Genomic DNA, 26492 nt, shown 5'->3' on the forward strand with positions numbered 1-26492 from the left:
AAATACCTCATCATTTTTATATGAAGCTAATTAGAAGTAACTATTAAGTTACTTCTTTTACCAAAAAACCTCACACTCAAAATTGTTAAGAACATGTCAAGAACTATACCCTTTTTAACTTTGCAGAAATATACTAAAATTAAATTATAAGAAAATTATTAAAAAGGAACTATCATGGAATTCTTAAGAAACTTAATAATAGTAAATGTTGTAGTATTTTTAGGATTAGGATTTTTATCTAGTGCATTAGCTAGTTAAAATCTAAATTTTAAATATTATTTTAAATATATTATATGAGTCTTTATGGGTATACTTTAAATCAAATCCATGAAGCTCTAATATTTTATTTACAATATTTAGGCCCAAACCATGACCTTCTTCTTGGTTTGGCTCTCTTGTGAAAGGTTGGATGTAATATATTAAATCATTTGAAAGTTCATTTGCGATATTTTTTACATAAATTCCATCATCACAACTTTCTATTACTATGGGAAACTCTTTAGCATATTTCAGAGCATTGCTAATCAAGTTTTTAAGGGCAATAGTTAGATAATAAAAATCTGCTTCAATATTAAAATCATTTTTAATATTGACTGTTACATTTGACTCATTTTCAATAGAGAGTTTAGATAAAGATTCTAGTATTAAAGAACTCACTTTAAATTTACTTCTTTTTAAAACTGCAAAGTTTAGTTTTTCCCTCTGTAAAAGTTTACTTGTAAGCTTTTCAATATCATAAAAGATTGTATTTATATCTTTTAGTATTTGATTATCTTCTTTATTTTTGATTTTTCGAAGCATGAACTTTCCCTTCGTAATTGGGGTTTTTAATTCATGACTAATATTTCGTAAAAGCTCTTCTCTTGAATATATAATATTTGCTTGTTTTTCTAAATATGAGTTTAAATTTTCGGTTATCACACTAAGCTCATTATTGCGTCCAATGTCTACTTTTATAATTTTTTCATCATTTTTAAATAAATGTAAAACACCTTGATTTAATTTATCAAGCTTATCTTTTATCTCATTTATAATCTTTGAAGAGATGATAGAACTAAGTAAAAACAAGACAATAAATAAAATAACTAATTCAAGTTTTATAGTATCTAAAAAGTCATCTCTTTTATTTTGAGTTTGATTTAATTTTTCTTGTAAATATTTTATCTCTTCTTCAAGTAGTTTTTGACTATGCATATTTACTTGTTCAAACTTTTTATTAAAGGCAATAAAATCAGTATTTTTATTAAGCACTAAAGTATATAATTCTTCACTTATTGATTTTTGCATAGTCTCAAAATATGAAAAAATCAAAACTAAACTTCTTTCTTCTTCTTTTGATTCAGAATTATTTATGATTTTAGTTTTTTGAGTACTCAAATTTTCAAAGAGTACATTTGCTTTATTGATTCGATCCTTTACTATTTGTATCTTGTCAAAGTCCGTTATAATATCAAGCACTATCCATGAATAAGAGTTACTAAACTCTTTTAGCTTTTCCATTCTTATTAATTGATCATACCTATGTTTTTGTTGAGAATTGATGCTATTTAGATTATAAATTGTATAAAAAAACACTCCAATAATAAAAGCAACAAGCAATAAGATTAAGCAAAATGATATAAATAGTCGTTTTCTAATTGTCATAAAAAAACTTATACCCAATACCCCAAATAGATTTTATATATTTAGGTTCCTTGGAATTATCATCAATCTTAAATCTAATATTACTAATATGAGTATCTATTGTTCTGTTTTTTGTATCATCATTAAGTGAAGTCTCTTTTACTATATCTTCTCTTGATATGATTTTATTTAAATTATTTACAAATAATAAAAAAATCTCTTTTTCAACTTTAGTAAACTCTATTTCAACATCACTTAAAAAAACGCTTGAGCTATTTAAATCAATACTTAAGTCATGTATTTTAAGAAAATCTGCTTTATTGTATCTTTTTAAGATGGCTTCAACTCTAAGAATCAGTTCCCTAGGCTCATATGGTTTTGAAAGATAATCATCTGTCCCAAGTTCAAATCCATAGATTTTGTTACCTATATCATCCCTTGCTGTTGATATAAGAATAGGAATATTTTTTATCTCTTTTAATTTTTTAAACAAATCAAAACCATCCATAAGAGGAAGACCTAAATCAAGTATAGCGATAGTAAAATCATCTGGTTTTTTTTTAAATGACTCCAAGGCATCTATTGGATTTGAAAAGGCACTGCATAAATAATTATATTCTTCCAAATACTCATTTATCAAGTTTTGTAAAACTAAGTCATCTTCAACTAGTAATACTTTTTTCATATCTCACCTTTTCAATTATCATATCTTATTTGCAATATATTTTAACAAAAAAATCTAAATAATCCTCCTGTAGTTAATTCATTTTAGTCAAGTAGTTATTATATTATCAATTTGCAAAGTTACAAAGTGTATAGTTCTTGACAATTTCTTAACAATTTTAATAATAAATGTTATTACAAATACCATAATAAAGCATATAGCTACTTTTAGATAAGATTTCAAAAAAGGATTTAAAATGGAAATAGGATTATTTATAGGCTTTCTTGGCTTCTTTCTTACAGCTATTATTTTAGTGATTATTTTTCTTTATTTGTATGCAGTTGTTACACCTTATGATGATTATAAACTTATTTTTGAGGACAATAATCTAGCAGCAGCACTTGGTTTTGGTGGAGCTATTATTGGGGTTTCTATTCCTTTATATAGTGCCTTAGTTAACTCTATATCGTATATAGATTTTGCTATTTGGGGAACAGTTGCTATTTTGATTCAATTAATTTTTGCATTTATTGTAACAAGACTTGGGGGAAAATACTCTTTTAAAACAAAGATTTCTGATGGAATCATATCTGTGGGGATTTTAATGGCATTTTTATCAATCTCAATTGGACTTTTAAATGCAGGATCAATGAGTTACTAAAACTCATTGATTAACTACTCACCAAAAAGAATATTCTCTTTTTGGTGAATCATTCTTGAAGTAAAAAAGCTAACAATCAAGATGGTCAAAATTGGTATAAAGAAAAAGTACAACAATAAAACATCTGGTCTAAAATCCCAATAAGACTCAAAAAGTATGTTACTTATAATATATGAACCAATACTTCCTAAAACGATTCCCAAAGAACTTGCGCAAAATGAGATTACCCCAAATTCTATTAAAAAAGAGTTTCTGATGGTTTTATTTTTTACTCCAATCATTTTTAGTCTTAATATATTGTTTTTTTGTAAATTCATTTGATACTGAATAATAATAAAACTCATAAGAAGCCCAATAATTATGGAATAAAGACTCATATTATCAGTTATTTCTGTGACATTTTTTACAAGGTTTGAAAAAGTCTCAAATAAACTTTTTACATCAATAACAGTCAAACTCGGGAAAAGCTCAGTCAGCTTTATCAGCATAGCAGTTGCATCATAATTCCCTGAAGAAATAGTTGCTAGTATAGTTTTAGGAGCATCATCTAAAGCACCATCTTGCAAAATCAAAAAGAAGTTTGGTACAAATTCAGTCCACTTTACGGTTCTTATATTTACTACAACTGCTTTTAATTCAAGACCTAAGATATCAAAAACAAGACGGTCACCTAATTTTATTGCTCTTCTATTTGCATATCTTTTTTCAACACTTACCTCTATTGGTTTAGAAAAATCTTTTGAGTTGTATACTCCACTAAAGTCTCGCCCTTCAACAATTTGTTCACTTTTTTTGAGCCCACTTCTATATGAAAGATTTACTGCCCTATTTTTAAGTTCATTTTTCTCTTTTTTTAGTTCTTCGCTTCCACTTTTTTTAGAATGATTTGTAAAATCCACATCATTTACTTTTATTATTCTCCCTCGAATCATGGGTGAAATATTTTCTAATCGTGCTCCCATATTCTCAACTTGAGTTTTTATATCTTTTATTTGCTCCTCTTTTGCATCAATTACAAAAAACCTTGGTCTTTCATCAGCACTTTGGGTCAAAGCACTTGATAAAGATGAGCCAATCTGAGGAATAAGACTAAAAAAAGTCGTACACAAAAGTATTGCTGTAAACAAAGTCAGAGATGTCTTCTTTTGTCTAACAATATTTTTTAAAGCCAAGGATAAAGATAGATTTTCCAAATGCCCTGAAAAATCAAATTTTCTTAAAACTAAAGAGCCAATTGCAAAAAATAAGATGATAAGGATTAACATTGCTAAAGCAAAAAGAATACCTACATTTTTAGCAGGCGTTACAAAATGAGATATTATTAATAAAACTGTAATAAAAGGAATAAAACTAATAATTATCTTAGAAAATGATTGCTTTGTTCTTTGAAGGAAAGGCAAAATCAATGGTAATCCTATACTTAAACTCAAAAGTATTAATACAAGTGATGATTTTAAGAAAAAGTAATAGTCCAATGAAAAATCAAAATTGAAATCCACAAGTTTTTTGATAATAGGACCTATAAACTGTGCAGACAGACTCATAAGTGAAAAAACAATAACAGTAGATATTGTAATCAATACAAAGAGGTGCAAAATATATGTAATACCTAAACTTTTTTTACTAAGTCCCAAGTCGCTTAAAATAGTAATGTCTTTTTGATGCTTTCTTAAAAAACCAGAATATAGATAAATAAGTCCAACTAAACCCAAAAAGAAAGAAACAAGTGAAACCAAAGACAAGAAATCTGTAACGAATGTCAAAACACGAAGTAATCTGTCTTTTCCATCATTGGGAGAAAGAACTCTCAAGTTTTGATCGACACTTTTTTCTAACTGATTTTCGATTTTTTCTAATTTATCATTGTCTAAATTTTCTTTAAAAACATAGTTTAATTTGTATCTAGCAGTAGAGCCAAACTGTAAGAGTTTGGTTTTTTTTAGTCCCTCTTCACTTATATAAATCTTAGGCATAAAACCACTAAAGCTTACTGTTTTTAAGGAGTCTTCTTCAATGACTTTTTTTATAATAAAACTTTCTTGACCGATTTTTAAACTATCACCTTGTTTTAAACCAAGTAAATCTAAAACCTCCTGATAAACCCAAACTTCATTTGATTTTGGTTGGGCTTGTACTTTTGGATAAGTAGATTTATCTTTAAAAACCAATCCCCCATAATAAGGATAACCTTCATTTACCTTGACTATTTCCATTAGCCTAGCTCTTTTTTTAGAAGCTATCATACTAACAGTTGAAATACCTTCATTAAAATCTTTTATTGCAGGAAGTTTGTTTTTGATGTCTTGTTTTTCTTGGTCACTTATAGGAAACCTTGAAGATACAACAAGGTCAGAACCTAATAAAACCTTTGCTTTTGTATCTAGCGAGTGTTCTATACTTCCTTTAAAAAACTGTAAATATGAAAGTGAGGCAATAGCTAAACAAAAGTTTAATATAAATATCAAGCTAAAAGACTTTGAACGAGCCAAAGCCTTAAAAACAAGTTCTAATACTAACATTGAGTTAAACTTCCAGAAACTAACTCATAAGTCTTTTCACAACGAGCAGCAACATCTTTTGAGTGAGTCACTAAAATCAAAGTCATGTTGTTCTTTTTTATTAGTTCAAAAAGTATATCCATAACTGCATTGCCAGTCTCATCATCTAAATTTCCACTTGGTTCATCTGCTAAAATTATCTTGGGATTATGAATAAGTGCCCTTGCAATAGCAACCCGCTGTTTTTCACCACCACTTAGTTGTGAAGGAAGATGATCTAGTCTATGAGAAAGCCCTACACTTTTTAATAGTTCTATTGCTTTTTCTTTTGGCTTTGCAATATTACAAACTTTTGCAGGAAGCATCACATTTTCAAGGGCATTTAAATAAGAGACTAAATGAAAGTTTTGGAAAATAAACCCTATATTTGTAGCTCTAAAATCATTTAATTCACTCTCTTGTAAATCTTTATAAGAAGTAGAGTTTAAAGAAATATCACCAGAATTTGGTTTGATAATCCCTGAGATAAGAGAAAGTAGTGTTGATTTACCACTTCCAGATTTTCCCATAATAGCTACTCTTTCTTTCTCTTCCAAGTGAAAGTTTAGATTTTCAAATATCTCAATATTTTGTGAGCCTTGGAGATATGATTTTTTTAGTGTTTTTAATTCTAACATTAGAGGTCTTCCTTTATAAATTCAAAAACTTTTTTTGCAATATATTTATGACCCTCAACATTTGGATGAATGCCATCTCTTTGATTAAACTCTTTTTTTCCAGCAATCCCCTCTAATAAAAAAGGCATACTTCTTAACTTGTATTTATCTTTTATTTGTTGATACATTTTTTCAAAACGCTTTGTATATTCAGGTCCATAATTAGGAGGCATAAGCATGCCTGCTAATAAAACTTTTGCATTTGATTTTTGTGCATAGTTGATTATCTCTTCAAGATTTTTTTGACTTTGTTTCAGGTCTAAACCTCGAAGTCCATCATTTGCACCAAGAGCTAACAATATAAGAAATGGCTTCTTTTTCATATACCATTTAAGGCGAGAGAGACCATCACTTGTAGTTGAGCCACTAACTCCACCATTTATAACTGTAATATCTTTTTTGAGTTTAGAGTGAATCATATTTTCAACAAGACTAGGAAATGCATCTTCTTTATTGACACCAAGTCCTTCTGTTAAAGAATCTCCTAAAAAAAGAATCGTATCATCTTTAGCATTGACAATTTGAAGAGTGATTAAAAATAAGATTAAAATAGTTTTTTTCATAAGCAATACTATCTAAAATCAAAAACTTTTTTATTAAAAGCAAGAAGGTTTAATAAAAATTAACATAATTTTAAGACTTAGATTAATAACAATAAAAAATCTATAAATAAAACCTTACAAGTTGTAATATTTTTAAATATAATCATTTTTTACAGATACAATAACATAAGAAAAGAGACAAAAGGACAAAAAAATGGATGGCAAAATGATAGTAACTTATAAAATACTTTGCAAAAATGACTTCAACTTAGAACTCACCTTAGAAAAACTATTTTCAAATGAAAAGATATCAAAGATGATAAAAAGTGAATTTGCAAAAGGAATTAGAAATGTTGATATTATTACAAAAGAGAGTGATACAAAGATCAAGATAGAAACACAAAAAGAGTTATATCAATTTGAAGTAAACAAAGATGATTTTGCAGATTTAATATCACTTGCTGAAGAAGATGCAAAGACAAGAAAACTTACAAAAAAAGATTGTGCAGATATTGAACTTGTGAATATAGAAACTATAGATTAATCTTTATTTTTACTAATAAACTCTTCTAGGGCAGAACTTTTTATAGGTATTTTTTTTGTAAATTTAACTATATCTTTATCAATTGGCATACCGCCTATTTTACTTTGCATTAAATCTATGTATAAAAAGTCATTATTTAGAGAAAATCGCGCGTAGTTGTAATAGACTTTTGCTTCTTTATCTATCTCATCAAATTTTATTGTTTCTAATCTCAAAGAAGTATAATCAAGCTTCCCTTTTCCTTCTACCAAAGTAAATATAAAATAAGGAAATAGATTTGGATTTAGGTTCTCTTCACTTATTTTTATCTCAAATTCCTTAACAAACATATCATTTACAACTTTTGCAAAATAATCTGGATGAATTTGTCCTATTCCTTTTAATACTTCACTATTGATAAATTCATATATCAAAGATAAGTTTTCATTTATAAAATTTTTTAATTTATTATCTTGCATTTATTCTTCCTATATAATAAGTTCGTCATAATAATTAATTAAAACTTATATTAGAATAAGTAACTACAAAATCTAAAATTTATTTTTGACTTAATAAAAATTTCTAAATCTTATTGTTGTTATGTATTTCAAGTAGTTATGTTAAAAGTATTAATAAATAAAAATTAATGGACGAATATAAATATGAAAGAAAATTCTATAAAAAAAATAGATACATTTGATGAACTTGCAAAAGTAAGTGATTACTCTTTTGTAGAGAATCTTAATTGTGACCCTGATGCAAAATCCAATACAGATAATAAAACACCAAGAGAGGTTTTTAGTGGACACTATGTGCCAGTAGAGCCTACTGCTTTAAAAGAGCCTATATATATTTCTCACAGTACTAACTTTTTTAAAGAATTAGGCTTTACACAAAATCTAATAAAATCAAAAGAATTTATCAAAATGTTTTCTGGTGATATTTCAGATGTTCCTAGACCTATGAAAAATCTAGGATGGGCAACTGGATATGCCCTATCTATATATGGGAGTGAGTATTATGCACAGTGCCCTTTTCAAACAGGAAATGGCTATGGTGATGGTAGAGCTATTTCAGTTCTTGAAGCTGTTATAAATGGCAAAAGATGGGAATTTCAATTAAAAGGTGGTGGAAGAACACCTTATTGTAGAGGTGCTGATGGTCGGGCAGTTTTAAGATCAAGTGTTCGTGAGTTTTTAGCTCAAGAGCATATGCACTCTTTAGGTATTCATACATCAAGGTCTTTGACTCTATTTACCTCTAAGAAAGAACAGGTATCAAGACCTTGGTTTAGGGGAAATTCTTACTCAAAAGACCCTGAAGTTATGATTGAAGAAGATGTTGCAATAACAACTAGAGTAGCACCTTCATTTATCCGTGTGGGACAACTTGAACTTTTTGGAAGACGTGCTAGAAAAAATGAACACCCAAAAGCTTTAGAAGAGTTAGAAATGCTAGTTTTACATTTGATTGATAGAGAGTATAGTGAGGTAATCAACGAAAATTTAAAGTTAAAAGAAAAAATCATTTTATTAGCATCTGAGTTTAAAAATCGCCTTACTTCTTTAGTGGCTAACTGGATACGAGTGGGATATTGTCAAGGTAACTTCAACAGTGATAACTGTGCAGCAGGAGGCTTTACACTAGATTACGGACCATTTGGCTTCATTGATATGTTTGACCCTAAATATCAATCTTGGACAGGTGGAGGATTGCATTTTTCATTTTTCAATCAACCCCAAGCCGCCTATAAAAATTTTCAATCATTTTGTAGTGCTTTAAAACCGCTACTTAATTCATACCCTGATACTCTGAAAGAGCTTGAAAAGATTGAAAACAGTTTTCCTTTAGCTATGCAAGAAGAAATTGATAACATGTGGGCTAAAAAGCTAGGAATAAGTAAATTTGACTTGGAGTTATTTTCTGAACTTATTGATCTTATGTTAGAGACTAAAGTTGATTACACTATATTTTTTAGGGAACTTTCAAATATACCTGAGAATGTCAAAGCACTTAGAAAAAGTTTTTATAGTGCTGATTTTGAAAATGGAGATATTAACTCAAAATGGAATACGTGGTTAGAAAAATGGAAATCACATCTAGATATAAGTTCAAAAGAGTCTAAAGAAAAAGTTTCAAATCAAATGAAACTAACTAATCCAAAATATACTTTAAGAGAGTGGTATTTATTAGAAGCATATCAAGAGGCAGAAAAAGGGAACTATGACCTAATCCAAGAGTTACAAGAGATAATGACAAATCCATACACTGAACAAACTAGTGAAATAGAAGAAAAATATTATACAAAAAAACCTCTAGACTTCTTTGGAATAGCTGGGATATCTCATGTTAGTTGCTCTTCATAGATAAATATTAACTTTCTGATTTATAAATGTACAATGCAGACATAGAACTTATGAATATAGAAAATATAGATTAAACTATTTAAAGCTATTATTTGGTAATTAATTAAGATAAAGGTTATAGACTATGAGAATATTTCTAGCATTAGTATTTTTAGCTATTTTTGCATTTGGAGATTTTAAAGGAATTACTCCTAAAATGCTTCAAAATAAAATTGATAAAAATATTATACTTATTGATATCAGAACTCCTCCAGAATGGGAAGAGCTAGGAATTGTGCCAACAAGTAAGAAAATCATGTTCTTTGATGAAAAGGGAAAGTATGATGTTCAAAGTTGGCTTAATGAATTTTCAAAATATGTAAAAGATAAAAATCAACCTTTTGTTCTAATATGTAGGTCTGGAAATAGAACAAGTTTAGTTGGTGAATTTTTATCTAAACAAATGGGATATAAAAATGTCTTTCATTTAGAGCATGGTATTAAATCATGGATAAAAGAAAATAGAAAAATAGAAAAAAATTAAAATACTAATAAATTACATATAATTTGAGGAGATTTGCTTTTTGAAAGATATAAAAGTCCAAGGGATGATTCTTGCTGCATTAGGAGTATTTATCATAAGTTTTGATGCGCTTTTAGTAAGACTTGCTAATGTGGATGCATCTGTTATTTCCTTTTATAGAGGTCTTTTTATGGGAATAAGTATGCTAATTCTTTGGAGACGGAGTAGTAGTAAGTCCTGGATTCCTGTCAATAAAATAGAGTTTATGAATTTTTCTTTTTTGGTCATACTCTCTGCTTTGGGAACTTGTCTTTTTGTCTTTTCTGTAAAATATACAGCTGCTGCAAATACCGTCGTACTTTTAGCGACTTCCTCTTTCTTTGCAGCCATATTTAGTTATCTATTACTAAAAGAGAAAATCAAAAAGCAAACAGTTATTGCAATAGTAGTCTCTTTTGTAGGTGTATTTATTGTCTTTGGAAACTCCTTTACATTTACAGGAAACTATATAGGAGACCTGCTTGGTGTAGCTTTAGCTATAACTATGGGTATGGAGCTTACTTTATTTAGAAAGTATGGACATTTTCCTACAATGCTCGTCATCTCTCTTAGTGGTTTTCTTGTTGCTGCTGTTATGTTTGCTTTTAGTGATAAGCTTTTAGATATCTCTTTAGAATCACTATTTTGGTTAAGCATTATGGGTTTTATTCAAATTCCATTAGCCATGTATTTTATTTTTATCTCAACAAAATATATAACATCTGCAGAAGTAAGTCTTTTCACTACCATAGAAACAACAATGGCACCAATCTGGTTATGGCTTTTTCTTAATGAAATTCCACCCAAAATGACAATTATAGGTGGTGCCTTAGTGATATTTGCCATATTTATAAATGCACTGCCAAGTATAATTAAAAAAAGAAAATAAAACTCATTTTAAGCATATTTTCTCTTCATTTATTTTCTCATTAGTATTTAAAATAATTAGATATACTGTTGCAAAACTTTGATAATAAGGAATAAAATGAGAAAATATAATGTCTAGTGAAATGATAATTAGTTCCTTATCTCAAGTGTGGCACTTAATACCTATAGTGATTTTTATTTTTGTTTTTAAAAAATTCATGGGTAATAAAGGCAAAAAATACAAAATAAATATAAATGAAGAGTATGAAAAGAAAGGCCAAAGCTTAGAGTTCCGTACAATAGAAAAATACGAAAAACTAGGCTTTAACACAATACACAATCAAGCCCCAGAGATTGAAGAACAAGGTATAGATATAATTTGCACTAAAGATGAACAAACATACCTAATAAAATGCAATAACAACTCCAAATCAAAATCAATCACATCAGAAGATATAAAAACCTTTCATAAAAATGCAATAGAATATGTCAAAACAAATAATCTAGAAGAAAAAAATGTGAAATTTAGATATGTAATACACTATGAGGATGCATTAGATAAGTCTGCAAGGAACATACTAAAAGATGATACTTACAATTGTAAGTATGTGATTATATAAAAGTTAATTGCAATTAAAACTTGACATAAGTAAAAAACTTATACTATAATACTATAGTATTATAAGGAGTGAATTATGGTAGCAATTAGAGAAACAACTAGTATAAAATTAGATAAGCATACAAAAGAAGAAGCAAAAAAGGTTTTTGCACAACTAGGTATTAGCATGGGAGATGCTGTAAATATGTTTCTTACACAAGTAACATTAAATAATGGTATCCCTTTTGAAATTAAAATACCAAATAAAGAAACAAAATCTGTAATGAAAGATATTTTAGAGAATAAAAATATTGAAGAATTAGACTTAAATGAGTTAAAAAAATAATGACTCTTTTTCGTCATAAAAAATTTATCAATGACTTAAAAAAAGCCAACTTATCAAACTCTCAATTTGAAAAGATGATTAAATACTTTAATCTACTATTAGAAGAAAAAGAACTACCAACAGAAGCAATTGGCCATCCACTAAATGGGGAATGGAAAGATTTCAGAGAATTCCACTTAGGTGGAGATATGTTAGTAATCTATCATAGAAGCGAAGATAAAATAACCTTAGCAAGAATAGGAACACATAGTCAGCTTTTTAAATAAGCTTTCTCTTGAAAAGATTAAAGCTTTTCGCTCCATACTTTCTTTAATGTAAAGAAAGTAAGCAAAGAAAACTCAACGGCTTCGAAGCCAAAGGTTCCCTCACTTATTATTTTTACCTTTTCTGCTTGGCTTGTGCTTGCACGCTCTTTGAGAAAACTCGTTTATTAAAACTTCCATTTTATCCATTCTGGAATTTAGTCGTTTCACTCCAGCATGTAACTTTTAAACACTCAGACAGTTGCCAATCTTGTTTAGAAAAGAGAAAAACAAACATTCGGCTTCTGCAGATGTTGAAGGTGTAAGGAAAGATTATTTGTCCGCTAAAGCGGATAGACTAAGTAAGTAAACTGTCAGTAAATCTTTTTTTATACTTTTTAATTAATCTGTTCTTCTTCAAAATATTTACCTATTGCATTTTGTATTATATCTTCAAAAAAAGGTTTTAATTCGTCAAGCTTTTCCATACTATATGAATTATTATATGAAATATTTTGATTTAACATCAATTTTTTAGTATATGCTCTAGGGGAATTCCAATAGTGTATCACTTTTTTCCCATTTTCAACTTTTGGACCAAATTTTAATATTTCTGCATGAAATAAAAAAAGTCCATATTCGTCAATTTTCTGGTTTATCAAAGATTTATTTGCATAGATAGAAAGATTCTTTGTAACAAATATATTTTTATTCTCTCCAAATTTCATATTTTTTCCATTTACTGTTGGAAAATTTTCTATATAAAATAATACATCTAAGTTATTCTTTGTTACTATGTTTAATAATTCATTAAAATGTTCAATAAAATATAAATTTTTTCCTTGATTTTTTATTGAAATAAGTTTTTCTGTAGGATAAATCATCTCAATATTTTTATAACCTCTTTTTTCTAGTTGACTTTTATATTCACCTTCTATTAATTGATCAACATCCCAATTATTTATTGCAATAAATTTATGATCACCACTATAAGGTAACAGTGGATTATTGTTGTAAAAATATTCAAATATATTTCCTACATTAGATATAATCCCTATCTTAAAATTTTTATCAAACTCTTTATTTGCTGAACTCGATGGTTGAGGAGGTAGTGATTCTTGTTTTACGCAACCTGTAATTATAAGAAGTATACCTACTAATAAAATACTTTTAAATTTATTTTTTATCATTTTTGCACTCCATACCCTCAATATACCACTTGTCTAATTTTCCAATATTTAAAACCCCAAGAGTAACAGGTAGTTTTATTTGATTAATTTGAACTTTTACTTTTTCATCATTAAAAATAGTAAACATCCCCAAATATTTAGGGATACCATCCATTTGATTATCTATATATATCGTTAATCTTGAGTATTTTGGTCTTTGATAATCTTCTCTTACTATATACAGTCCTGATTGATAGCTAGATGCTTTTATAGAAAAACATTTTTTTAAATTTATTTCTATATCATCAACTAATTTATTATACTTCAAACTACTATTTTCTGAATATAATAATTCATTAGATATTGTCATACCACAACCTGACATAAAAATAAGTGTAAAAAATATGAAAATACCTTGTAAAATCTTACTCAAACTATATCCTTATATTATTATTTATTTATAACTATTATATCAATATATTATTATATTTAATTAAAAATATACTTTAGTTATTTATTATTAATTATATAACTTTTAAAATAGTTATAAAAATTAAATTTAATGAGACTAAAATTTCTAAAAATGTTTTCACTACTTAATGTATTTTTTAAGTAGTTTAAATGAAAACAAGAAGTTAAGTCTGATAACAATAACTATACTTCATAATCACATATAAAATCAAATCAATGAATATAATTTTTGAATAGTTCAATGAAAATTGAAAAAATATTATGGGAGTTAACGTCTGTTAATGACTATGATGTTTTTTTGATTTGAAGTAGAAATCTTTAAAAAGTATGTTTAGTGATTTGATTTATTTTCGGACGAAAATAAAAAGTGGCTCCGGCACCTGGGTTCGAACCAGGGACCAAATGATTAACAGTCATCTACTCTACCGCTGAGCTATGCCGGAACTTGTATAAAAGGTATTTAAAAAGAAGTTTGATGGCTCCGGCACCTGGGTTCGAACCAGGGACCAAATGATTAACAGTCATCTACTCTACCGCTGAGCTATGCCGGAATCTTTCTTCTCTTTAAATGGAGTGGAAGTATAGTAAAATTTGTTTTTATTGTCAAGGAATTTTGGGTAAAATTAGCAAATTTTATAGAAATTTAAGCCTGCGCTATCTACTAGTGAAATTTTTGACATTTCTATTAGCTTTTCTAACTCTTTTTTACTATTTTCATCAAACATATTATTGATATCTTCTAAGGTCAAAGGTCGTCTCTCTAACATAGATAATATCTCTTCGCTACTATATGAGTTTATCTGTTTTGGTCTATTTTTATATGCGATATTTACGTTTATATTTTCAAATCTTTTTGCTATACTTTCTAGTGTCTCAAAGCTTACTGGTTTGACTTCATAAGCTGGTGGTCTATCAATAGTACCAATATCAACTCTATGAGGATTTATCTTTTTAACAGCTTCATATAACAGTTCTATCTCTTCGTCTTTGTCATTTAGATTTTTTACAAAAAGTATCTCTAATACAAAGCTTTTGTTTGTCTTTTTTCTAAACTCTATCATTGATTCGATTATTTTTTCTATATCGATATTATTGTGAATTCTATCTAGTTTTTTAAAACACTTTTGACTTACACAATCAAGTGATAATTTCACTGTATCAAATTTCAATAAAGCATCAAAAATCTTTTTATCATATATAGTACCACCATTTGATAATATCAATGTCTTAGTATCATTTTTGATTTCATCTATTTTTGTAATTAGTTCATCAAGTTTAGGATAGAGTGTTGGCTCTCCATTTGCAGTGATTGTTATAACATCAATTTTTGGATGCTTCTCATAAGAGTCTTTAATAGCCTCTAAGACTTCATCTACACTTGGGTATGAATCCATCTTATCAACTGTTTTTGCAGGCTTTAATTCGCAGTATAAGCAGTCAAAATTACACTGTTTTGTATCAGGGGATAAATCTACTCCCAAAGAGATACCAAATCTTCTTGAGGGAATAGGACCAAAGATTATATTAGACACTATTTTTTACTAACTCTTTGGCACTCTTTTACAAAGTGAATAGCATTTTCAACTGGAACATCTGGCAAAATACCATGACCCAAGTTAAAAATATGTCCATCACCTTGCATAATATCTTGAATCGCTTCTACACATTTTGTAGTTGCTTCTTTTGAATATAATCTACAAGGTTCCATATTACCTTGTAAAACATACTTATCACCTAATTTTTCTTTAGCTAGTGCCATTGGCGTTCCCCAATCTACACCAAATACATCAAAGTTTCCATATACTTTATCTAAAAATGCAGGAACACCTTTTGGGAACATGATAATAGGAATATGTGGATATTTTTCTTTTAAATAATCAGCTATCTCTACCATATATTTCCAAGAAAATTCATCGTATTTTGCTGGCTCAATTGCCGCTGCCCATGAATCAAAGATTTGAACAACATCTGCCCCTGCTTTGATTTGGTTTTCCATATATAGTTTTACTACTTCAGTTACTTTTTTCAAAATCTTATGTAGAAGTTCTGAGTTTGAGTACATCATCTTTTTACAGATATTATACGTCTTAGTTCCTTGTCCTTCTATCATATAAGTTGCTAATGTCCAAGGAGCACCTGTAAATCCAATAAGAGCTTTATCTTCTGGTAGTTGTTGTTTTAATAACTTGATAGTTTCATATACATAAGTTAATTTATCAGCAGCTTCACTTCCACCAAGTAAAGCATCAACCTCAGCCTCTGTTTTAATTGGGTCTTTGAAGATTGGACCTTCACCTTTGATAAACTCTAAGTGCATACCCATTTCATTTGGAATAACTAAAATATCACTAAATAAAATAGCTGCATCAACACCAACTATATCAAGTGGTTGGATAGTAACTTCAGCTGCTAGTTTTGGATTGTGGCATAGATTTAAAAAGTTTCCAGCTTGTGCTCTTACTTTCATATACTCAGGTAGATATCTACCTGCTTGTCTCATCATCCATACAGGAGTATAAGGAGTTGGTTTTCTAAAACATGCGTCTACAAATATTTTTGACATCTATAATTTTCCTTTAGTATTCTTAGTGTTTTCCAACTTTTCCTAGAAAGAAAAGTCCAACTGCTAGTGCAGTAACAGCAAGGGCGAAATATAACATTTCTAATGCGCCATTGTATTGAGTATGTAAAACTCTTTGGAAGAAATTAACAACTAAAACCATAACAATAACTTTTGCTATTTTATCTTTTAGTTGATCTAATGTTGTGATTGATAGAATCTTTGAATCTTCTTTTGCATCTTCTGAATGATCAATTGGAGAGATAAAAAGTTCATATACACCAAATGAAAATATTAACATAACAACAGCAATAAGATATAAATCAACTGCTCCTATAATACCACCAACAATATCTTCATGAAAATCTTGAGGATGAGCGTGGGTAATTATAGTTTTAAAAGCATACTCTGCCATAGCATATATATCCATGCTAGCGATTACAAAAAGAACTAATGCACCGATTAGTCCAAAGATAACTGCAGAGAGGACAAGAAATCTTGTCTTCCACATGCAAGCTTCAAAAAGCTTTTCTATCATTAAATTTCGTTTTCCATTTCTATCCATTTAAGAGCTATTCTAACAGAGTTTGTCGCAGCCCCTACTCTTACTTGGTCAGCTACATTAAAATAATGAACAACATTAGAAGAATAGATATCTTTTCTAATTCTTCCTACAAATGTAGTATCAGTATCTGTTGAAACAATTGGCATTGGATAGGCATTATTTTCAAGATCATCTATTACTTCTACATTTTCAAATTTTGCTAAAGCTTCTCTTACTGCATTTACATCTACATCTACACCATCTTCAAATGTAACAGTGATAGATTCTGAGTGACTTCTTAAAACAGGAACTCTTACACAAGTAGCAGCTATTTGCATACTTTTGTGCATGATTTTCTGAGTCTCTTTTACCATTTTCATCTCTTCTTTAGTGAAACCATTAGGCTGTGCTACATCTATTTGAGGAATAACATTATTTACAATTCTATGTGCAAAAGCTTCAATTTTTGTATCATCTAATTTGAAACTTAACATATCTTGCATTTGTTTTATAAGTTCTTCCATACCTTTTTTACCAGCTCCTGAAACAGCTTGATAAGTAGATACATCAACTCTTTTTATTCCATAAAGTTCATCAAGTGGTTTTAAAGACAATACCATTTGAATAGTAGAACAATTTGGATTTGCAATAATTCCAGTCTCTTTCCATAAAGCTATATCTTGTGGATTTACTTCTGGTACAACTAAAGGTACATTTTCATCCATTCTAAAGTGACTTGTATTATCAATAACTACAGCACCAGCTTCAACTGCATATTTTGCAAATTTTTCAGAAATAGAACCACCTGCACTAAAAAATGCAATATCTACTTCATTTTCTTCAAAACAAGTTTCAGTTAACTCTAAAACTTTTATTTCTTTATTTTTATACTCAATAGTACTACCTAAACTTCTTGCACTTGCTAAGGGAACGATTTTATTAACAGGGAAGTCATATGCTTCCATAACTCTAAACAGTTCTTCACCAACTGCACCAGTAGCACCAACTACTGCTACATTAAATCTTCTCATTTTTAATCTTCTCCTAATATATTATCTTCATTTTTATTATTAGTATCGTTATTCTCTTCTTCAGGTTTATCTTTTAGATTAAACTCATCTAAATTGATACCATCCATAGTATCAGCATTTTCGATATCTAATTCATCATCATCTTCTTTTGGACATTTTGCAATAGATACAACTTTATCTTTTGCATCTACATTTACAATAATTACACCAGAAGTATTTCTTCCAGCTTTTCTTATTGTTTGCATATCCACTCTAATCATTTTACCAATAGAAGTTAAAATCATCAAGTCTTGTGCTTCATCAACTAATACAGCACCTACAACAGTACCTGTTTTAGCGCTTAGTTTCATAGAAATAACACCAGAACCTGCTCTATTTGTCTCTCTATATTCTTCTACCGTTGTTCGTTTTCCGATACCTTTTTGAGACACAGTTAATAACTCTTGCTCAATATTATCAACAACATTTGCATCAACTACAAAGTCACTATCATGTTTAAACTTGATACCTCTTACCCCTCTTGTACTTCTACCTTGTTCTCTTGTTTTTTCAACATCAAATCTGATACATTGACCTAAACTTGTGAAAATCATCAAGAATTGAGTACTAGGAGTTGTAATCTTAGCTGTTACAATCTCATCAGCATCATCAAGAACGATTGCTCTTACCCCATTACTTCTTATGTTACTAAATTCTGATAGTGATGTTCTTTTTACAACACCATTTCTTGTAAAGAAGGCTAAAGATTTAGACTCATCAAAGTCACTTGTTGGAATAATCTCCATAATCTTCTCATCAGGTCTTAAGTTGATAAGATTTACAACTGCTTTACCTTTAGCTGTTCTACTTCCTTCTGGGATTCTATAAACTTTCAACCAGTACAATTGCCCCATATTTGTAACAAACATCAAGGTATCATGGGTATTAGTTACAAAGAATCTTTCTATAAAGTCATCATCATGAGTGGTAACAGCAACTTTACCTTTACCACCTCTTCTTTGTTTTTCATAAGATTTGATTGGTACTCTTTTTACATAACCATTGTGAGTAATAGTAACTACCATTGGCTCATTTGGAATTAAATCTTCAATATCAATCTCATCATAAGAATCTTCAATATCAGTTAATCTTTTAGATGAATATTTCTCTCTAATTTCCGTTAATTCTTCTTTGATTATTTCAACTAATTTTTCTTCTGATTTTAGAATTGATTCAAGCTCTGCAATTAAAGTCATAAGTTCTTGATACTCAGCCTCTAATTTATCTCTTTGAAGACCTGTCAATCTTCCTAATCTCATATCTAAAATAGCTTGTGATTGGATTGCACTTAATCCAAATCTCAATTCTAATTTCTCTTTTGCATCGGCATCATTTGCACTTGCTCTGATGATTTTTACAACTTCATCAATATTATCAAGGGCAATTTTTAGACCTTCTAAAATATGAGCTCTTGCTTTTGCTTTTTCTAAATCAAATATTGTTCTTCTAATAATTACAGTTTTTCTATGTGAAATAAAAACATTTAATAACTCAGGTAAAGTAAATACTTTTGGCTCTTTATTATATACAGCTAAAAGAATAATTCCAAAAGTTGTCTCCATAGGAGTTGACTTATATAAGTTATTCATAACTATTTCACTCATGGCATCTTTTTTAAGTTCAATTACAACTCTAATACCATCTCTATCTGATTCATCTCTAACTTCTGAGATACCCTCTATTTGTTTATCTTTAGTAAGATTTGCAATAAGTTCAATAAGTCTTGCTTTATTTACTTGATAAGGCAATTCATCAAGTACAATAATCTCTTTTTTACCTCTTGTTTCAATATGGTGTTTAGCTCTGATTCTAACTCTTCCACGACCTGTATTATATGCATCAATAATACCTCTTCTTCCAAAGATAGTTCCACCTGTTGGGAAATCTGGTCCTTGAATAAATTCCATTAATTCATCAGCTGTTGCTTCTGGATTATCAAGAATATGGAAAGTGGCATCGAGTAACTCATTTAAATTATGAGGAGGAATCTTTGTAGCCATACCAACCGCAATACCCTCAGAACCATTCATAAGTAATGTAGGAACTCTTGTAGGTAAAACTGATGGCTCTTTTAATGTATCATCATAGTTCATTGTAAAGTTAACAGTATCTTTATCTATATCTTTTAAAATATCTTCTGAGATTTTAGTAAATCTTGATTCTGTATATCTCATCGCTGCTGCACTATCACCATCTACTGAACCGAAGTTTCCTTGTCCATCAATAAGTGGTTCTCTCATAGAGAAGCTTTGTGCCATTCTTACAAGTGCATCATAAACTGAAGTATCACCATGTGGATGGTACTTACCAATAACATCCCCCACGATTCTCGCAGATTTTTTATAAGGAGCTCGTGCACTCATATTTAAATCATGCATTGCAAATAGTATTCTTCTGTGTACTGGCTTCAATCCATCTTTAGCATCTGGTAAAGCTCGACCAATAATTACACTCATCGAGTAGTCTAAGTATGAAGACTTTACGGAATCTTCGATATTAATATCTATAATATCTTGATTTTCAAAAAGGTTTTCCATTGATATTGCCTTGTTATAAAATTTAGATATTTTATCCAAATTTTACTTAGTATTTGTGAATAAAAAAAGGGGAAAGCTTAAAACTTTCCCCCTTGTAAAAATTTAAGCTAACTTTTATAAATTATTTTCTTTTTTGTATTTAATAATAGCGTTAAAAACTTCATCTTTTAATTTTAGTTTCTCTTTTTTCTTTGCTTCAATAGTAAACTCATCTCCATGAGATTTTACTAGACTTTCAATCTCTTCATCTAACGCATTATGCTTTTCAAATAGATTGTGAAAATAGTTATCACTTGCCTTTAATTTTGTTATTTCTTCTCTATATTCATGAAACATCTTAAATCCTTTTGTTGAATTGTAGGTACATTATATCAGGTAAATTCTTAGACTTTTATGTTTTATAAATTAGATTTATTTTATATTTTAAAATATAGAAATTAGAATCTTTAATCTGAAATTATCTTTATATCTTTATAAGGGCAAAAGTGACAAGAAGTCACTTTTGAAATAATCTGTTACGATCTATAATCCGCATTTATTTTTACATACTCATAACCTAAGTCACAACCATAGGCTATGAAGCTTTCAGTTCCAAGTCCTATATCACAAACGATTTTGAACTCTTTATTTTGTAGAACTTTTCCAGCATCTTCTTCGCATTTTGCATCAAATACTATTTCACCTTTATTAAATACAACAACATCATTATAAGAAATAAGCAAAGTGTTTTCATCACATTGTATTCTACTAGCTCCTATAGTTGAAGCGATTCGTCCAAAGTTTGGGTCTTCTCCAAATAGTGCTGTTTTTACTAATAGTGAGTTTGATAAAGCTTTTGCTGCTTTCATTGCATCTTCTTTTGTTACTGCATTTATTACTTCAAAAGCAACAGACTTTTTAGCCCCTTCACCATCTGCAACCATTAACATAGCCATGTCATGCATCACAAGTCTTAAAGCTTCTTTAAAAGCCTCTTTATCATAAGCATTTGATTTTCCATTTGCCAATACTAAAACTGTATCATTAGTAGAAGTATCTCCATCAACTGAAATTGCATTAAAAGTTGTCTCTTTATTTTCATTTAATGCCTCTTCAATGTCTTTTTTAGAAACTTTTGCATCAGTACAAATAAAACATAACATAGTTGCAAGATTAGGGTTAATCATGCCTGCACCTTTTGCAACTGCTCCTATTTTAAAACTACTTCCATTTTCAAGTTTTACTTCATACAAACAAGTTTTTGGGTATGCATCTGTTGTCATAATTGCTTGACTTAAATTTTCACCATTTTTACTTGACAAATCAAAAGTATTTGCACCATCAACTATTTTTTGTAGAGGAAGTCTATTTCCAATAACACCAGTTGAACTCATAATAGGGTTTGTAATATCAAATTTCAATGAAGAAAATATTGTGTTAATATCTTCAATACCTTTTTCACCAGTAAGTGCATTTGCATTTTTTGAATTTATAAGTACAAAATTTGTTTTAAAATCATTTTCATATCTTTGATAATGTCTTAAAGGTGCTGCTTGAAATTTATTATTAGTAAGAACAGCTCCAACATCACACAAAGTATCACTATAAATAAAACCTATATCTTTTTTATTATTTGGTTTTAATCCAGCTGAAACTCCATCACAATAGAAACCATCAATTTGGTCTATAAAACCTTTTATTGGAAAAATTGAAAACATTATTTTGTACACTCCTCTGGCATATATTTTTGATTGACTAATATTTTAGCTTTTGCTATACCTTTTTGGTTCCCAACTAAAAGTAATTTGCAATTACCCTCTATAATAATAGTCCCCTTAGGCATTTGAATAAATCTTCCTCTTTTTTCTGTAATTCCTATTACTGAAACTTTATATCTATCCCTTAAATGAATATCTTTTAATTGTCTAGATACTAACCAAGAGTCTTCCCTTACAAGTACTTCTTCCATATCAATTGGAGTATCAGGCTTATATAAAAACTCTTCAAGTACATTTTCCATATCTGGACGAACAGCCATTGCTGAAACTCTTTTTGCCATCAAAGATGGAGAAGCAACAACTTTATCAGCTCCTAGTTTTTTTAGTCTCTCTTTATCATGTTGAGTCTCAGCATTTGAGATAATCAAAAATGGTTTATTTCGCCCTAACTCTTTTTCATAAAGTCTTACAGAAGCAATTAAAGTAATATTATCAGAAATATTTCTTGACAAAGTTATAACACCTTTTGCAGATGACAAATGAGATTTTAAAAATGCTTTTTCAGTAAATGATTCTTCACATACATAATATGGATAATGATACTCTTTTGCTATTTCTTCCATATCTTCTCGTGGATCAACAACTACAAAAGGTACATGATTTTCTCTAAATTGTCTTGCTAATTGAATTGTATATTCATTATGATGAAATATTACAAAATGTCTACGAAGTCTTGCAATTTTATAAAGCATATTTCTTTCCTTATATAGTTCAATTAGGTTACCTTTTATAATTGCTTCTATAAGTACAGCAATTGAAAGGGTAAATAAAGCGAACCCGATAATAATAAGTGTGACGGTAAAAAATCTACCTGCATCTGAGATGGGAGCAACTTCTCCAAAACCAACAGTAGTAAAGGTTATACCTGTTTGATAAATGGCATCTAAAATAGGGAAACCATCAATAAGAACATATCCAACTGTTCCAATCATCATTAACAGTTGTACAAGTACCAAAGGTACTCTAAAAGGTTTTAGTTGTGAGTATATTAGAGGATTAAGGTCGTATTCAGGCTTAGAAGATCTAAGTTCCCAACCCAGCGACTTTTTTAATTTATGAAAGATGCTCATAGAAGCACTTTATTTTAGTGCCTCTATTATGAGTTTTTCTTAAGAGTTCTTAACTCTTTTGCCGATATTTTAATCTTTTGTGTAGTACCATCATCTAAAGTAACTCTTACAGTTCTTAAGTTAGGTAAAAATCTTCTTTTTGTTCTGTTTTTAGCATGACTTACGTTGTTTCCAGACATAGGCCCTTTTCCAGATATTGCACATCTTCTTGACATTATTTTTCCTTCTATTTTCAAAATATCTGCGAATTATATCTTTTTTATCTTAAGTTTAATTTAAATATTTAATACTATCTCTTTTAATCTTTGAAATTGAATATCAAATAAGAACTCAGAAGAACTCTCTTTATTGCTTTTTTTGATATTTTTTAGTTCATCTTTATTTGATAACAAAGCTTCAACTTTAAACTGCATTGATCTATCAGTGGGAGAATCCATAGTTGAAAATATATCAATAACTTCTTTAGAAGCACTATTTGCACTTACAAAAACAGCTGTTTTGAAAAACATGGCTCTTAAAACATTTGAGGAAAAGGCTTTTACATATGTGGGTAAAATAAAAATATCAGCAACACTATATAATAAATCAATATTTTTATAATCTTCTATAAATATAACCTTATCGTCTAAATTGTACTTTGTAAATTTAAACTTTAAAGAATAGATTTGATTTTTATTCCCTGCAATTATTGCCTTGTAATTGTCATTGCTCAAAGAAGCCAAAATATCAAGGAATTCTAAAACACCATTTTTTAATAAGTTTTTAGAATGAAAAAGAATAATTTTATCATTTTTTTCAAAATTAAACTCTTGAGAAAGAATCTCTTTTGAATCTTTTTGTTTAAGATAAGTAGATGTAATAGTTGGATAGATAACCTCTACTTTGTCATTTGTAATATTGCAAGTTTTTATTATCTCTTGCTTCATAGTATATGAGTTAGCTATCGTTTTCTTAGCATTTTCAATCATCTCAATAGATTCTTCATCTAAAGTACCATTATGAAAATAAACATCAGGAAAAGTTTTAGCCTTGAAAGTAAGCTTTTGGAAAATAGATTGTTTTTTATATAGACTTATATTTTTATCTTTTAGAAGTTCTTCAATAAGTACATTATTTAATTTATAATAAATAGATAATTTTTTATTCATTTATCACCTTTAATACATCTTCTGCTTTAATTAGTTTCATACAATCATGATGACCTAATGGACATACCCTTTTCATACAAGGGGCACAATCTAAGTTTTTAGTAATGATATGCTCATTTGGATTATTCCATTGATTTGTCTCTTTGTATCTTGTAGGTCCAAAGATACTATATGTTTGTACTTTGAAAGCTGCTGCAATATGCATAGGTCCAGAATCATTTGTAATAAAGATATTTAATCCTGCAATCTTTTCAATTAATTCAGAAACTGTAGTTTTACCAGCTAAATTTTGATAGTTAGATATTTCTGCACTTTTCAAAGACTCTTCAATATCTCCAGCAATATCAACTTCACCAGGACCTCCGAAAATAACAATATCATATTTTGAAGCTAACTTTATAGCCACCTTTGCAAACTCTTCAGGATACCATCTCTTTGCACTTCCATAAGTTGCACCTGGGTTTATTCCTAAAGTTAGTTTTTTATATTCAAATGGCTTATAATAAAGTTTTAAATCCCCTACTTCATTTTGTAAATTTAATACATGATTCACAAAATCGTTATATCTTATAACTTGATGTATCTGATTTTTTTTCAATCTTCTGTAATTGAATTTTTTAATAGCTTTTATAAAAAATAATAAAAGTTTTGAAGAAATACTTCGCCTAAAAGAAATAGCAAAATCAACTTTTCCAATTTTTTTTGACAATTTATAAAGGTTTACATATCTATTACCTTTCTTTTTTGTATCATCAACTATAACTTTTTCTATATTTTTATAATTTGCAAAAGCTTGTATAGATACATACGAACCTAGTAAGGTAATCTTTGCATTGGGGTATGTTTTTATTATATTTTCAATAGCTGGCGTTGCCATAATTGCATCGCCTAGCCAAGTAGGGATTTCTATAAATATTTTTTTAATCTTCATTTAATAACTCTTTAAATTTATAAAATTGTGGTAACTTCAATATCTTGCCATCTCTATTATCAACTAACCCATAACCTGGGGCTATTAACTGATGCCAATAAACTCTTTGTATCTTTTTAGTATTCCTTGTAATTTTAATATATTCTGTCATAAATTTTGTATATGCCTCATTACTTACACACTCTTTTTCACTTGTTGGAGAATATGGAGCAGTATTTGAAATAGGCCAATTAACTTCAGTTATATATATTTCATCACTTGATTTTGGTGATAATTTGCACATTGAATATAATAAATCAATTTTATTTTTTGTGTCAAAAATTCCATACTGACTATTTAAAGGAGACCCCCGTCTGTCTACATAAAGCAAAGCGCTAACTTTGTCATAATTTATATCATATAAATTAAACATAGCTCTTGAATTGTAATAGTACTCAAAATCAATCATACTAGGCCCCAAAAGTTTTAACTCTTGATATTTCTCATCCCTTATATCTTGGGCTACTTTATAAAATTTCAAATACTCTTCTACCGCAAAAAATCCCCATTTTATTCTATTTATAGTACTGCCTATTTGATACTCTTTTGATATATGTTTAAATTTTGAAAAAATTGTATTTAAATCTTTTTTGAGTAGTTCTTCATTTTCTATATGTTCTCTATCTTGTATTATATTTAATAAAATATTTTTTTCTGAACTTTTATTAAAACTATTTGCAAAATCCACATAAAGATCGATATTTTTAATATCATGAAGAGGTATTCTTATGATTAAATTTTTTACACCGAGTTCTTCTATTAATTCTTGTTGTGAATTCCCTTTATCTAAATTTACTCCTATTCCTATAAACTCTTTATTTGTAAATACTTCTTTGCCACGAAAAAACTTCATTGTTAAAAAGGAAATTGGCAAAACAAAAAGAGAAATAAAGAATAACTTTAGATAATCAAGTATGTATTTCTTCCTCATACTTCTTTTATAAAGTTTATCTTTTATAACATATGGTTGATCTGAATATTTATCCCAAGAAAAAGGTGTTTTATTCAT

28 protein-coding genes and 2 tRNA genes are annotated in these 26492 nt (G+C 28.7%); 8 read left to right on the forward strand and 22 right to left on the reverse strand.

Features of this window, described 5'->3' with window-relative positions; translation table 11 throughout:
• Positions 1-261: 261 nt before the first annotated feature.
• On the reverse strand, positions 262-1644 hold the full coding sequence (locus ACNI3D_RS11380) for an ATP-binding protein (RefSeq protein WP_419767090.1): 1383 nt from the start codon (positions 1642-1644) through the stop codon (positions 262-264).
• A complete protein-coding gene (locus tag ACNI3D_RS11385) occupies positions 1634-2308 on the reverse strand; it encodes a response regulator transcription factor (protein WP_375724233.1) in 675 nt (224 codons plus the stop codon). Before ACNI3D_RS11385 ends, ACNI3D_RS11380 begins: the two co-directional genes overlap by 11 nt.
• A 235-nt stretch (positions 2309-2543) precedes the next feature.
• Between ACNI3D_RS11385 and ACNI3D_RS11390 the strand changes: the two genes are divergently transcribed.
• The gene (locus tag ACNI3D_RS11390) at positions 2544-2948 is read left to right on the forward strand and encodes a DUF350 domain-containing protein (protein ID WP_375724234.1); all 405 of its coding nucleotides are present in this window, start codon (positions 2544-2546) and stop codon (positions 2946-2948) included.
• Positions 2949-2962: 14 nt separating this feature from the next.
• On the opposite strand, the gene ACNI3D_RS11395 is transcribed toward ACNI3D_RS11390, so the two are convergent.
• The 3 genes from ACNI3D_RS11395 to ACNI3D_RS11405 are packed head-to-tail and all read right to left on the reverse strand — an operon-like array spanning position 2963 to position 6725.
• Positions 2963-5467, reverse strand: a complete 2505-nt coding sequence (locus ACNI3D_RS11395) for an ABC transporter permease (RefSeq protein WP_419767091.1) — start codon at positions 5465-5467, stop codon at positions 2963-2965.
• A complete protein-coding gene (locus tag ACNI3D_RS11400) occupies positions 5461-6123 on the reverse strand; it encodes an ABC transporter ATP-binding protein (RefSeq protein WP_419767092.1) in 663 nt (220 codons plus the stop codon). The genes ACNI3D_RS11395 and ACNI3D_RS11400 overlap by 7 nt, the downstream gene beginning before the upstream one ends.
• Positions 6123-6725, reverse strand: a complete 603-nt coding sequence (locus tag ACNI3D_RS11405; RefSeq protein ID WP_419767093.1) for an arylesterase — start codon at positions 6723-6725, stop codon at positions 6123-6125. Before ACNI3D_RS11405 ends, ACNI3D_RS11400 begins: the two co-directional genes overlap by 1 nt.
• A 193-nt stretch (positions 6726-6918) precedes the next feature.
• Between ACNI3D_RS11405 and ACNI3D_RS11410 the strand changes: the two genes are divergently transcribed.
• A complete protein-coding gene (locus ACNI3D_RS11410; RefSeq protein ID WP_419767094.1) occupies positions 6919-7248 on the forward strand; it encodes a hypothetical protein in 330 nt (109 codons plus the stop codon).
• Here ACNI3D_RS11410 and ACNI3D_RS11415 read toward each other — a convergent pair.
• Complete coding sequence (locus ACNI3D_RS11415) at positions 7245-7706, reverse strand: hypothetical protein (RefSeq protein WP_419767095.1); 462 nt, start codon at positions 7704-7706, stop codon at positions 7245-7247. The two genes, ACNI3D_RS11410 and ACNI3D_RS11415, sit on opposite strands and share 4 nt — an antisense overlap.
• Before the next feature lie 183 nt (positions 7707-7889).
• Between ACNI3D_RS11415 and ACNI3D_RS11420 the strand changes: the two genes are divergently transcribed.
• The 6 genes from ACNI3D_RS11420 (at position 7890) to ACNI3D_RS11445 (ending at position 12211) form a co-directional block, all read left to right on the forward strand.
• On the forward strand, positions 7890-9593 hold the full coding sequence (locus ACNI3D_RS11420; RefSeq protein ID WP_419767096.1) for a protein adenylyltransferase SelO: 1704 nt from the start codon (positions 7890-7892) through the stop codon (positions 9591-9593).
• Between the two features lie 124 nt (positions 9594-9717).
• On the forward strand, positions 9718-10116 hold the full coding sequence (locus ACNI3D_RS11425; RefSeq protein ID WP_419767097.1) for a rhodanese-like domain-containing protein: 399 nt from the start codon (positions 9718-9720) through the stop codon (positions 10114-10116).
• A gap of 40 nt (positions 10117-10156) precedes the next feature.
• Positions 10157-11023: a DMT family transporter gene (locus tag ACNI3D_RS11430; protein ID WP_419767098.1), complete on the forward strand. Its 867-nt coding sequence runs from the start codon at positions 10157-10159 to the stop codon at positions 11021-11023.
• A 109-nt stretch (positions 11024-11132) separates the two neighbouring features.
• Positions 11133-11621: a hypothetical protein gene (locus ACNI3D_RS11435; protein ID WP_419767099.1), complete on the forward strand. Its 489-nt coding sequence runs from the start codon at positions 11133-11135 to the stop codon at positions 11619-11621.
• 75 nt (positions 11622-11696) lie between these two features.
• The gene (locus tag ACNI3D_RS11440; protein WP_419767100.1) at positions 11697-11945 is read left to right on the forward strand and encodes a type II toxin-antitoxin system RelB/DinJ family antitoxin; all 249 of its coding nucleotides are present in this window, start codon (positions 11697-11699) and stop codon (positions 11943-11945) included.
• Complete coding sequence (locus tag ACNI3D_RS11445) at positions 11945-12211, forward strand: type II toxin-antitoxin system RelE/ParE family toxin (protein WP_419767101.1); 267 nt, start codon at positions 11945-11947, stop codon at positions 12209-12211. The genes ACNI3D_RS11440 and ACNI3D_RS11445 overlap by 1 nt, the downstream gene beginning before the upstream one ends.
• A 374-nt stretch (positions 12212-12585) precedes the next feature.
• On the opposite strand, the gene ACNI3D_RS11450 is transcribed toward ACNI3D_RS11445, so the two are convergent.
• From ACNI3D_RS11450 to ACNI3D_RS11525, 16 genes are all read right to left on the reverse strand, one after another.
• Entirely contained in the window at positions 12586-13377 is a 792-nt protein-coding gene (locus ACNI3D_RS11450; RefSeq protein WP_419767102.1) for a hypothetical protein, read from the reverse strand.
• On the reverse strand, positions 13364-13789 hold the full coding sequence (locus ACNI3D_RS11455; protein WP_419767103.1) for a hypothetical protein: 426 nt from the start codon (positions 13787-13789) through the stop codon (positions 13364-13366). The genes ACNI3D_RS11450 and ACNI3D_RS11455 overlap by 14 nt, the downstream gene beginning before the upstream one ends.
• A gap of 406 nt (positions 13790-14195) precedes the next feature.
• A tRNA-Asn gene (locus ACNI3D_RS11460) sits at positions 14196-14270 on the reverse strand.
• Positions 14271-14303: 33 nt separating this feature from the next.
• Positions 14304-14378: transfer RNA gene (locus tag ACNI3D_RS11465), tRNA-Asn, on the reverse strand.
• 72 nt (positions 14379-14450) lie between these two features.
• Positions 14451-15359, reverse strand: coding sequence for a radical SAM protein (locus tag ACNI3D_RS11470; protein ID WP_419767104.1), 909 nt, complete (start codon positions 15357-15359; stop codon positions 14451-14453).
• Positions 15359-16390, reverse strand: coding sequence for a uroporphyrinogen decarboxylase (gene hemE / locus ACNI3D_RS11475; RefSeq protein ID WP_419767105.1), 1032 nt, complete (start codon positions 16388-16390; stop codon positions 15359-15361). Before hemE ends, ACNI3D_RS11470 begins: the two co-directional genes overlap by 1 nt.
• 22 nt (positions 16391-16412) lie before the next feature.
• Positions 16413-16925 carry a YqhA family protein gene (locus ACNI3D_RS11480; protein ID WP_190271951.1) on the reverse strand — a complete coding sequence of 171 codons (513 nt, stop codon included), beginning with the start codon at positions 16923-16925 and terminating at the stop codon, positions 16413-16415.
• On the reverse strand, positions 16925-17962 hold the full coding sequence (locus tag ACNI3D_RS11485) for an aspartate-semialdehyde dehydrogenase (protein ID WP_419767106.1): 1038 nt from the start codon (positions 17960-17962) through the stop codon (positions 16925-16927). The genes ACNI3D_RS11480 and ACNI3D_RS11485 overlap by 1 nt, the downstream gene beginning before the upstream one ends.
• Positions 17963-17964: 2 nt before the next feature.
• On the reverse strand, positions 17965-20538 hold the full coding sequence (gyrA, locus tag ACNI3D_RS11490; RefSeq protein WP_129100667.1) for a DNA gyrase subunit A: 2574 nt from the start codon (positions 20536-20538) through the stop codon (positions 17965-17967).
• 114 nt (positions 20539-20652) lie between these two features.
• Complete coding sequence (locus ACNI3D_RS11495; RefSeq protein ID WP_013136031.1) at positions 20653-20874, reverse strand: HP1242/YdcH family protein; 222 nt, start codon at positions 20872-20874, stop codon at positions 20653-20655.
• A 179-nt stretch (positions 20875-21053) separates the two neighbouring features.
• Entirely contained in the window at positions 21054-22235 is a 1182-nt protein-coding gene (gene argJ / locus ACNI3D_RS11500; protein ID WP_419767107.1) for a bifunctional glutamate N-acetyltransferase/amino-acid acetyltransferase ArgJ, read from the reverse strand.
• Positions 22235-23365, reverse strand: a complete 1131-nt coding sequence (locus ACNI3D_RS11505; RefSeq protein WP_419767108.1) for a potassium channel family protein — start codon at positions 23363-23365, stop codon at positions 22235-22237. Before ACNI3D_RS11505 ends, argJ begins: the two co-directional genes overlap by 1 nt.
• Positions 23366-23391: 26 nt before the next feature.
• The gene (gene rpmB, locus ACNI3D_RS11510) at positions 23392-23580 is read right to left on the reverse strand and encodes a 50S ribosomal protein L28 (RefSeq protein WP_013136034.1); all 189 of its coding nucleotides are present in this window, start codon (positions 23578-23580) and stop codon (positions 23392-23394) included.
• A 60-nt stretch (positions 23581-23640) separates the two neighbouring features.
• Complete coding sequence (locus tag ACNI3D_RS11515; protein ID WP_419767109.1) at positions 23641-24513, reverse strand: glycosyltransferase; 873 nt, start codon at positions 24511-24513, stop codon at positions 23641-23643.
• Positions 24506-25444: a glycosyltransferase family 9 protein gene (locus ACNI3D_RS11520; RefSeq protein ID WP_419767110.1), complete on the reverse strand. Its 939-nt coding sequence runs from the start codon at positions 25442-25444 to the stop codon at positions 24506-24508. Before ACNI3D_RS11520 ends, ACNI3D_RS11515 begins: the two co-directional genes overlap by 8 nt.
• Positions 25434-26492, reverse strand: coding sequence for a hypothetical protein (locus ACNI3D_RS11525; RefSeq protein WP_419767111.1), 1059 nt, complete (start codon positions 26490-26492; stop codon positions 25434-25436). Before ACNI3D_RS11525 ends, ACNI3D_RS11520 begins: the two co-directional genes overlap by 11 nt.

The sequence above is a fragment of the Arcobacter siniprincipis (SeqCode) genome (genome assembly GCF_048571125.1).
In the GTDB taxonomy this organism is placed as follows: domain Bacteria; phylum Campylobacterota; class Campylobacteria; order Campylobacterales; family Arcobacteraceae; genus Arcobacter; species Arcobacter siniprincipis.

Coding starts and splice junctions, on each gene's coding strand:
- ACNI3D_RS11380 (WP_419767090.1), bottom strand. CDS start 1,644: ATGACAATTAGAAAACGACTATTTATATCATTTTGCTTAATCTTATTG.
- ACNI3D_RS11385 (WP_375724233.1), bottom strand. CDS start 2,308: ATGAAAAAAGTATTACTAGTTGAAGATGACTTAGTTTTACAAAACTTG.
- ACNI3D_RS11390 (WP_375724234.1), top strand. CDS start 2,544: ATGGAAATAGGATTATTTATAGGCTTTCTTGGCTTCTTTCTTACAGCT.
- ACNI3D_RS11395 (WP_419767091.1), bottom strand. CDS start 5,467: ATGTTAGTATTAGAACTTGTTTTTAAGGCTTTGGCTCGTTCAAAGTCT.
- ACNI3D_RS11400 (WP_419767092.1), bottom strand. CDS start 6,123: ATGTTAGAATTAAAAACACTAAAAAAATCATATCTCCAAGGCTCACAA.
- ACNI3D_RS11405 (WP_419767093.1), bottom strand. CDS start 6,725: ATGAAAAAAACTATTTTAATCTTATTTTTAATCACTCTTCAAATTGTC.
- ACNI3D_RS11410 (WP_419767094.1), top strand. CDS start 6,919: ATGGATGGCAAAATGATAGTAACTTATAAAATACTTTGCAAAAATGAC.
- ACNI3D_RS11415 (WP_419767095.1), bottom strand. CDS start 7,706: ATGCAAGATAATAAATTAAAAAATTTTATAAATGAAAACTTATCTTTG.
- ACNI3D_RS11420 (WP_419767096.1), top strand. CDS start 7,890: ATGAAAGAAAATTCTATAAAAAAAATAGATACATTTGATGAACTTGCA.
- ACNI3D_RS11425 (WP_419767097.1), top strand. CDS start 9,718: ATGAGAATATTTCTAGCATTAGTATTTTTAGCTATTTTTGCATTTGGA.
- ACNI3D_RS11435 (WP_419767099.1), top strand. CDS start 11,133: ATGTCTAGTGAAATGATAATTAGTTCCTTATCTCAAGTGTGGCACTTA.
- ACNI3D_RS11440 (WP_419767100.1), top strand. CDS start 11,697: ATGGTAGCAATTAGAGAAACAACTAGTATAAAATTAGATAAGCATACA.
- ACNI3D_RS11445 (WP_419767101.1), top strand. CDS start 11,945: ATGACTCTTTTTCGTCATAAAAAATTTATCAATGACTTAAAAAAAGCC.
- ACNI3D_RS11450 (WP_419767102.1), bottom strand. CDS start 13,377: ATGATAAAAAATAAATTTAAAAGTATTTTATTAGTAGGTATACTTCTT.
- hemE (WP_419767105.1), bottom strand. CDS start 16,390: ATGTCAAAAATATTTGTAGACGCATGTTTTAGAAAACCAACTCCTTAT.
- ACNI3D_RS11480 (WP_190271951.1), bottom strand. CDS start 16,925: ATGATAGAAAAGCTTTTTGAAGCTTGCATGTGGAAGACAAGATTTCTT.
- ACNI3D_RS11485 (WP_419767106.1), bottom strand. CDS start 17,962: ATGAGAAGATTTAATGTAGCAGTAGTTGGTGCTACTGGTGCAGTTGGT.
- gyrA (WP_129100667.1), bottom strand. CDS start 20,538: ATGGAAAACCTTTTTGAAAATCAAGATATTATAGATATTAATATCGAA.
- ACNI3D_RS11495 (WP_013136031.1), bottom strand. CDS start 20,874: ATGTTTCATGAATATAGAGAAGAAATAACAAAATTAAAGGCAAGTGAT.
- argJ (WP_419767107.1), bottom strand. CDS start 22,235: ATGTTTTCAATTTTTCCAATAAAAGGTTTTATAGACCAAATTGATGGT.
- ACNI3D_RS11505 (WP_419767108.1), bottom strand. CDS start 23,365: ATGAGCATCTTTCATAAATTAAAAAAGTCGCTGGGTTGGGAACTTAGA.
- rpmB (WP_013136034.1), bottom strand. CDS start 23,580: ATGTCAAGAAGATGTGCAATATCTGGAAAAGGGCCTATGTCTGGAAAC.
- ACNI3D_RS11515 (WP_419767109.1), bottom strand. CDS start 24,513: ATGAATAAAAAATTATCTATTTATTATAAATTAAATAATGTACTTATT.
- ACNI3D_RS11520 (WP_419767110.1), bottom strand. CDS start 25,444: ATGAAGATTAAAAAAATATTTATAGAAATCCCTACTTGGCTAGGCGAT.
- ACNI3D_RS11525 (WP_419767111.1), bottom strand. CDS start 26,492: ATGAATAAAACACCTTTTTCTTGGGATAAATATTCAGATCAACCATAT.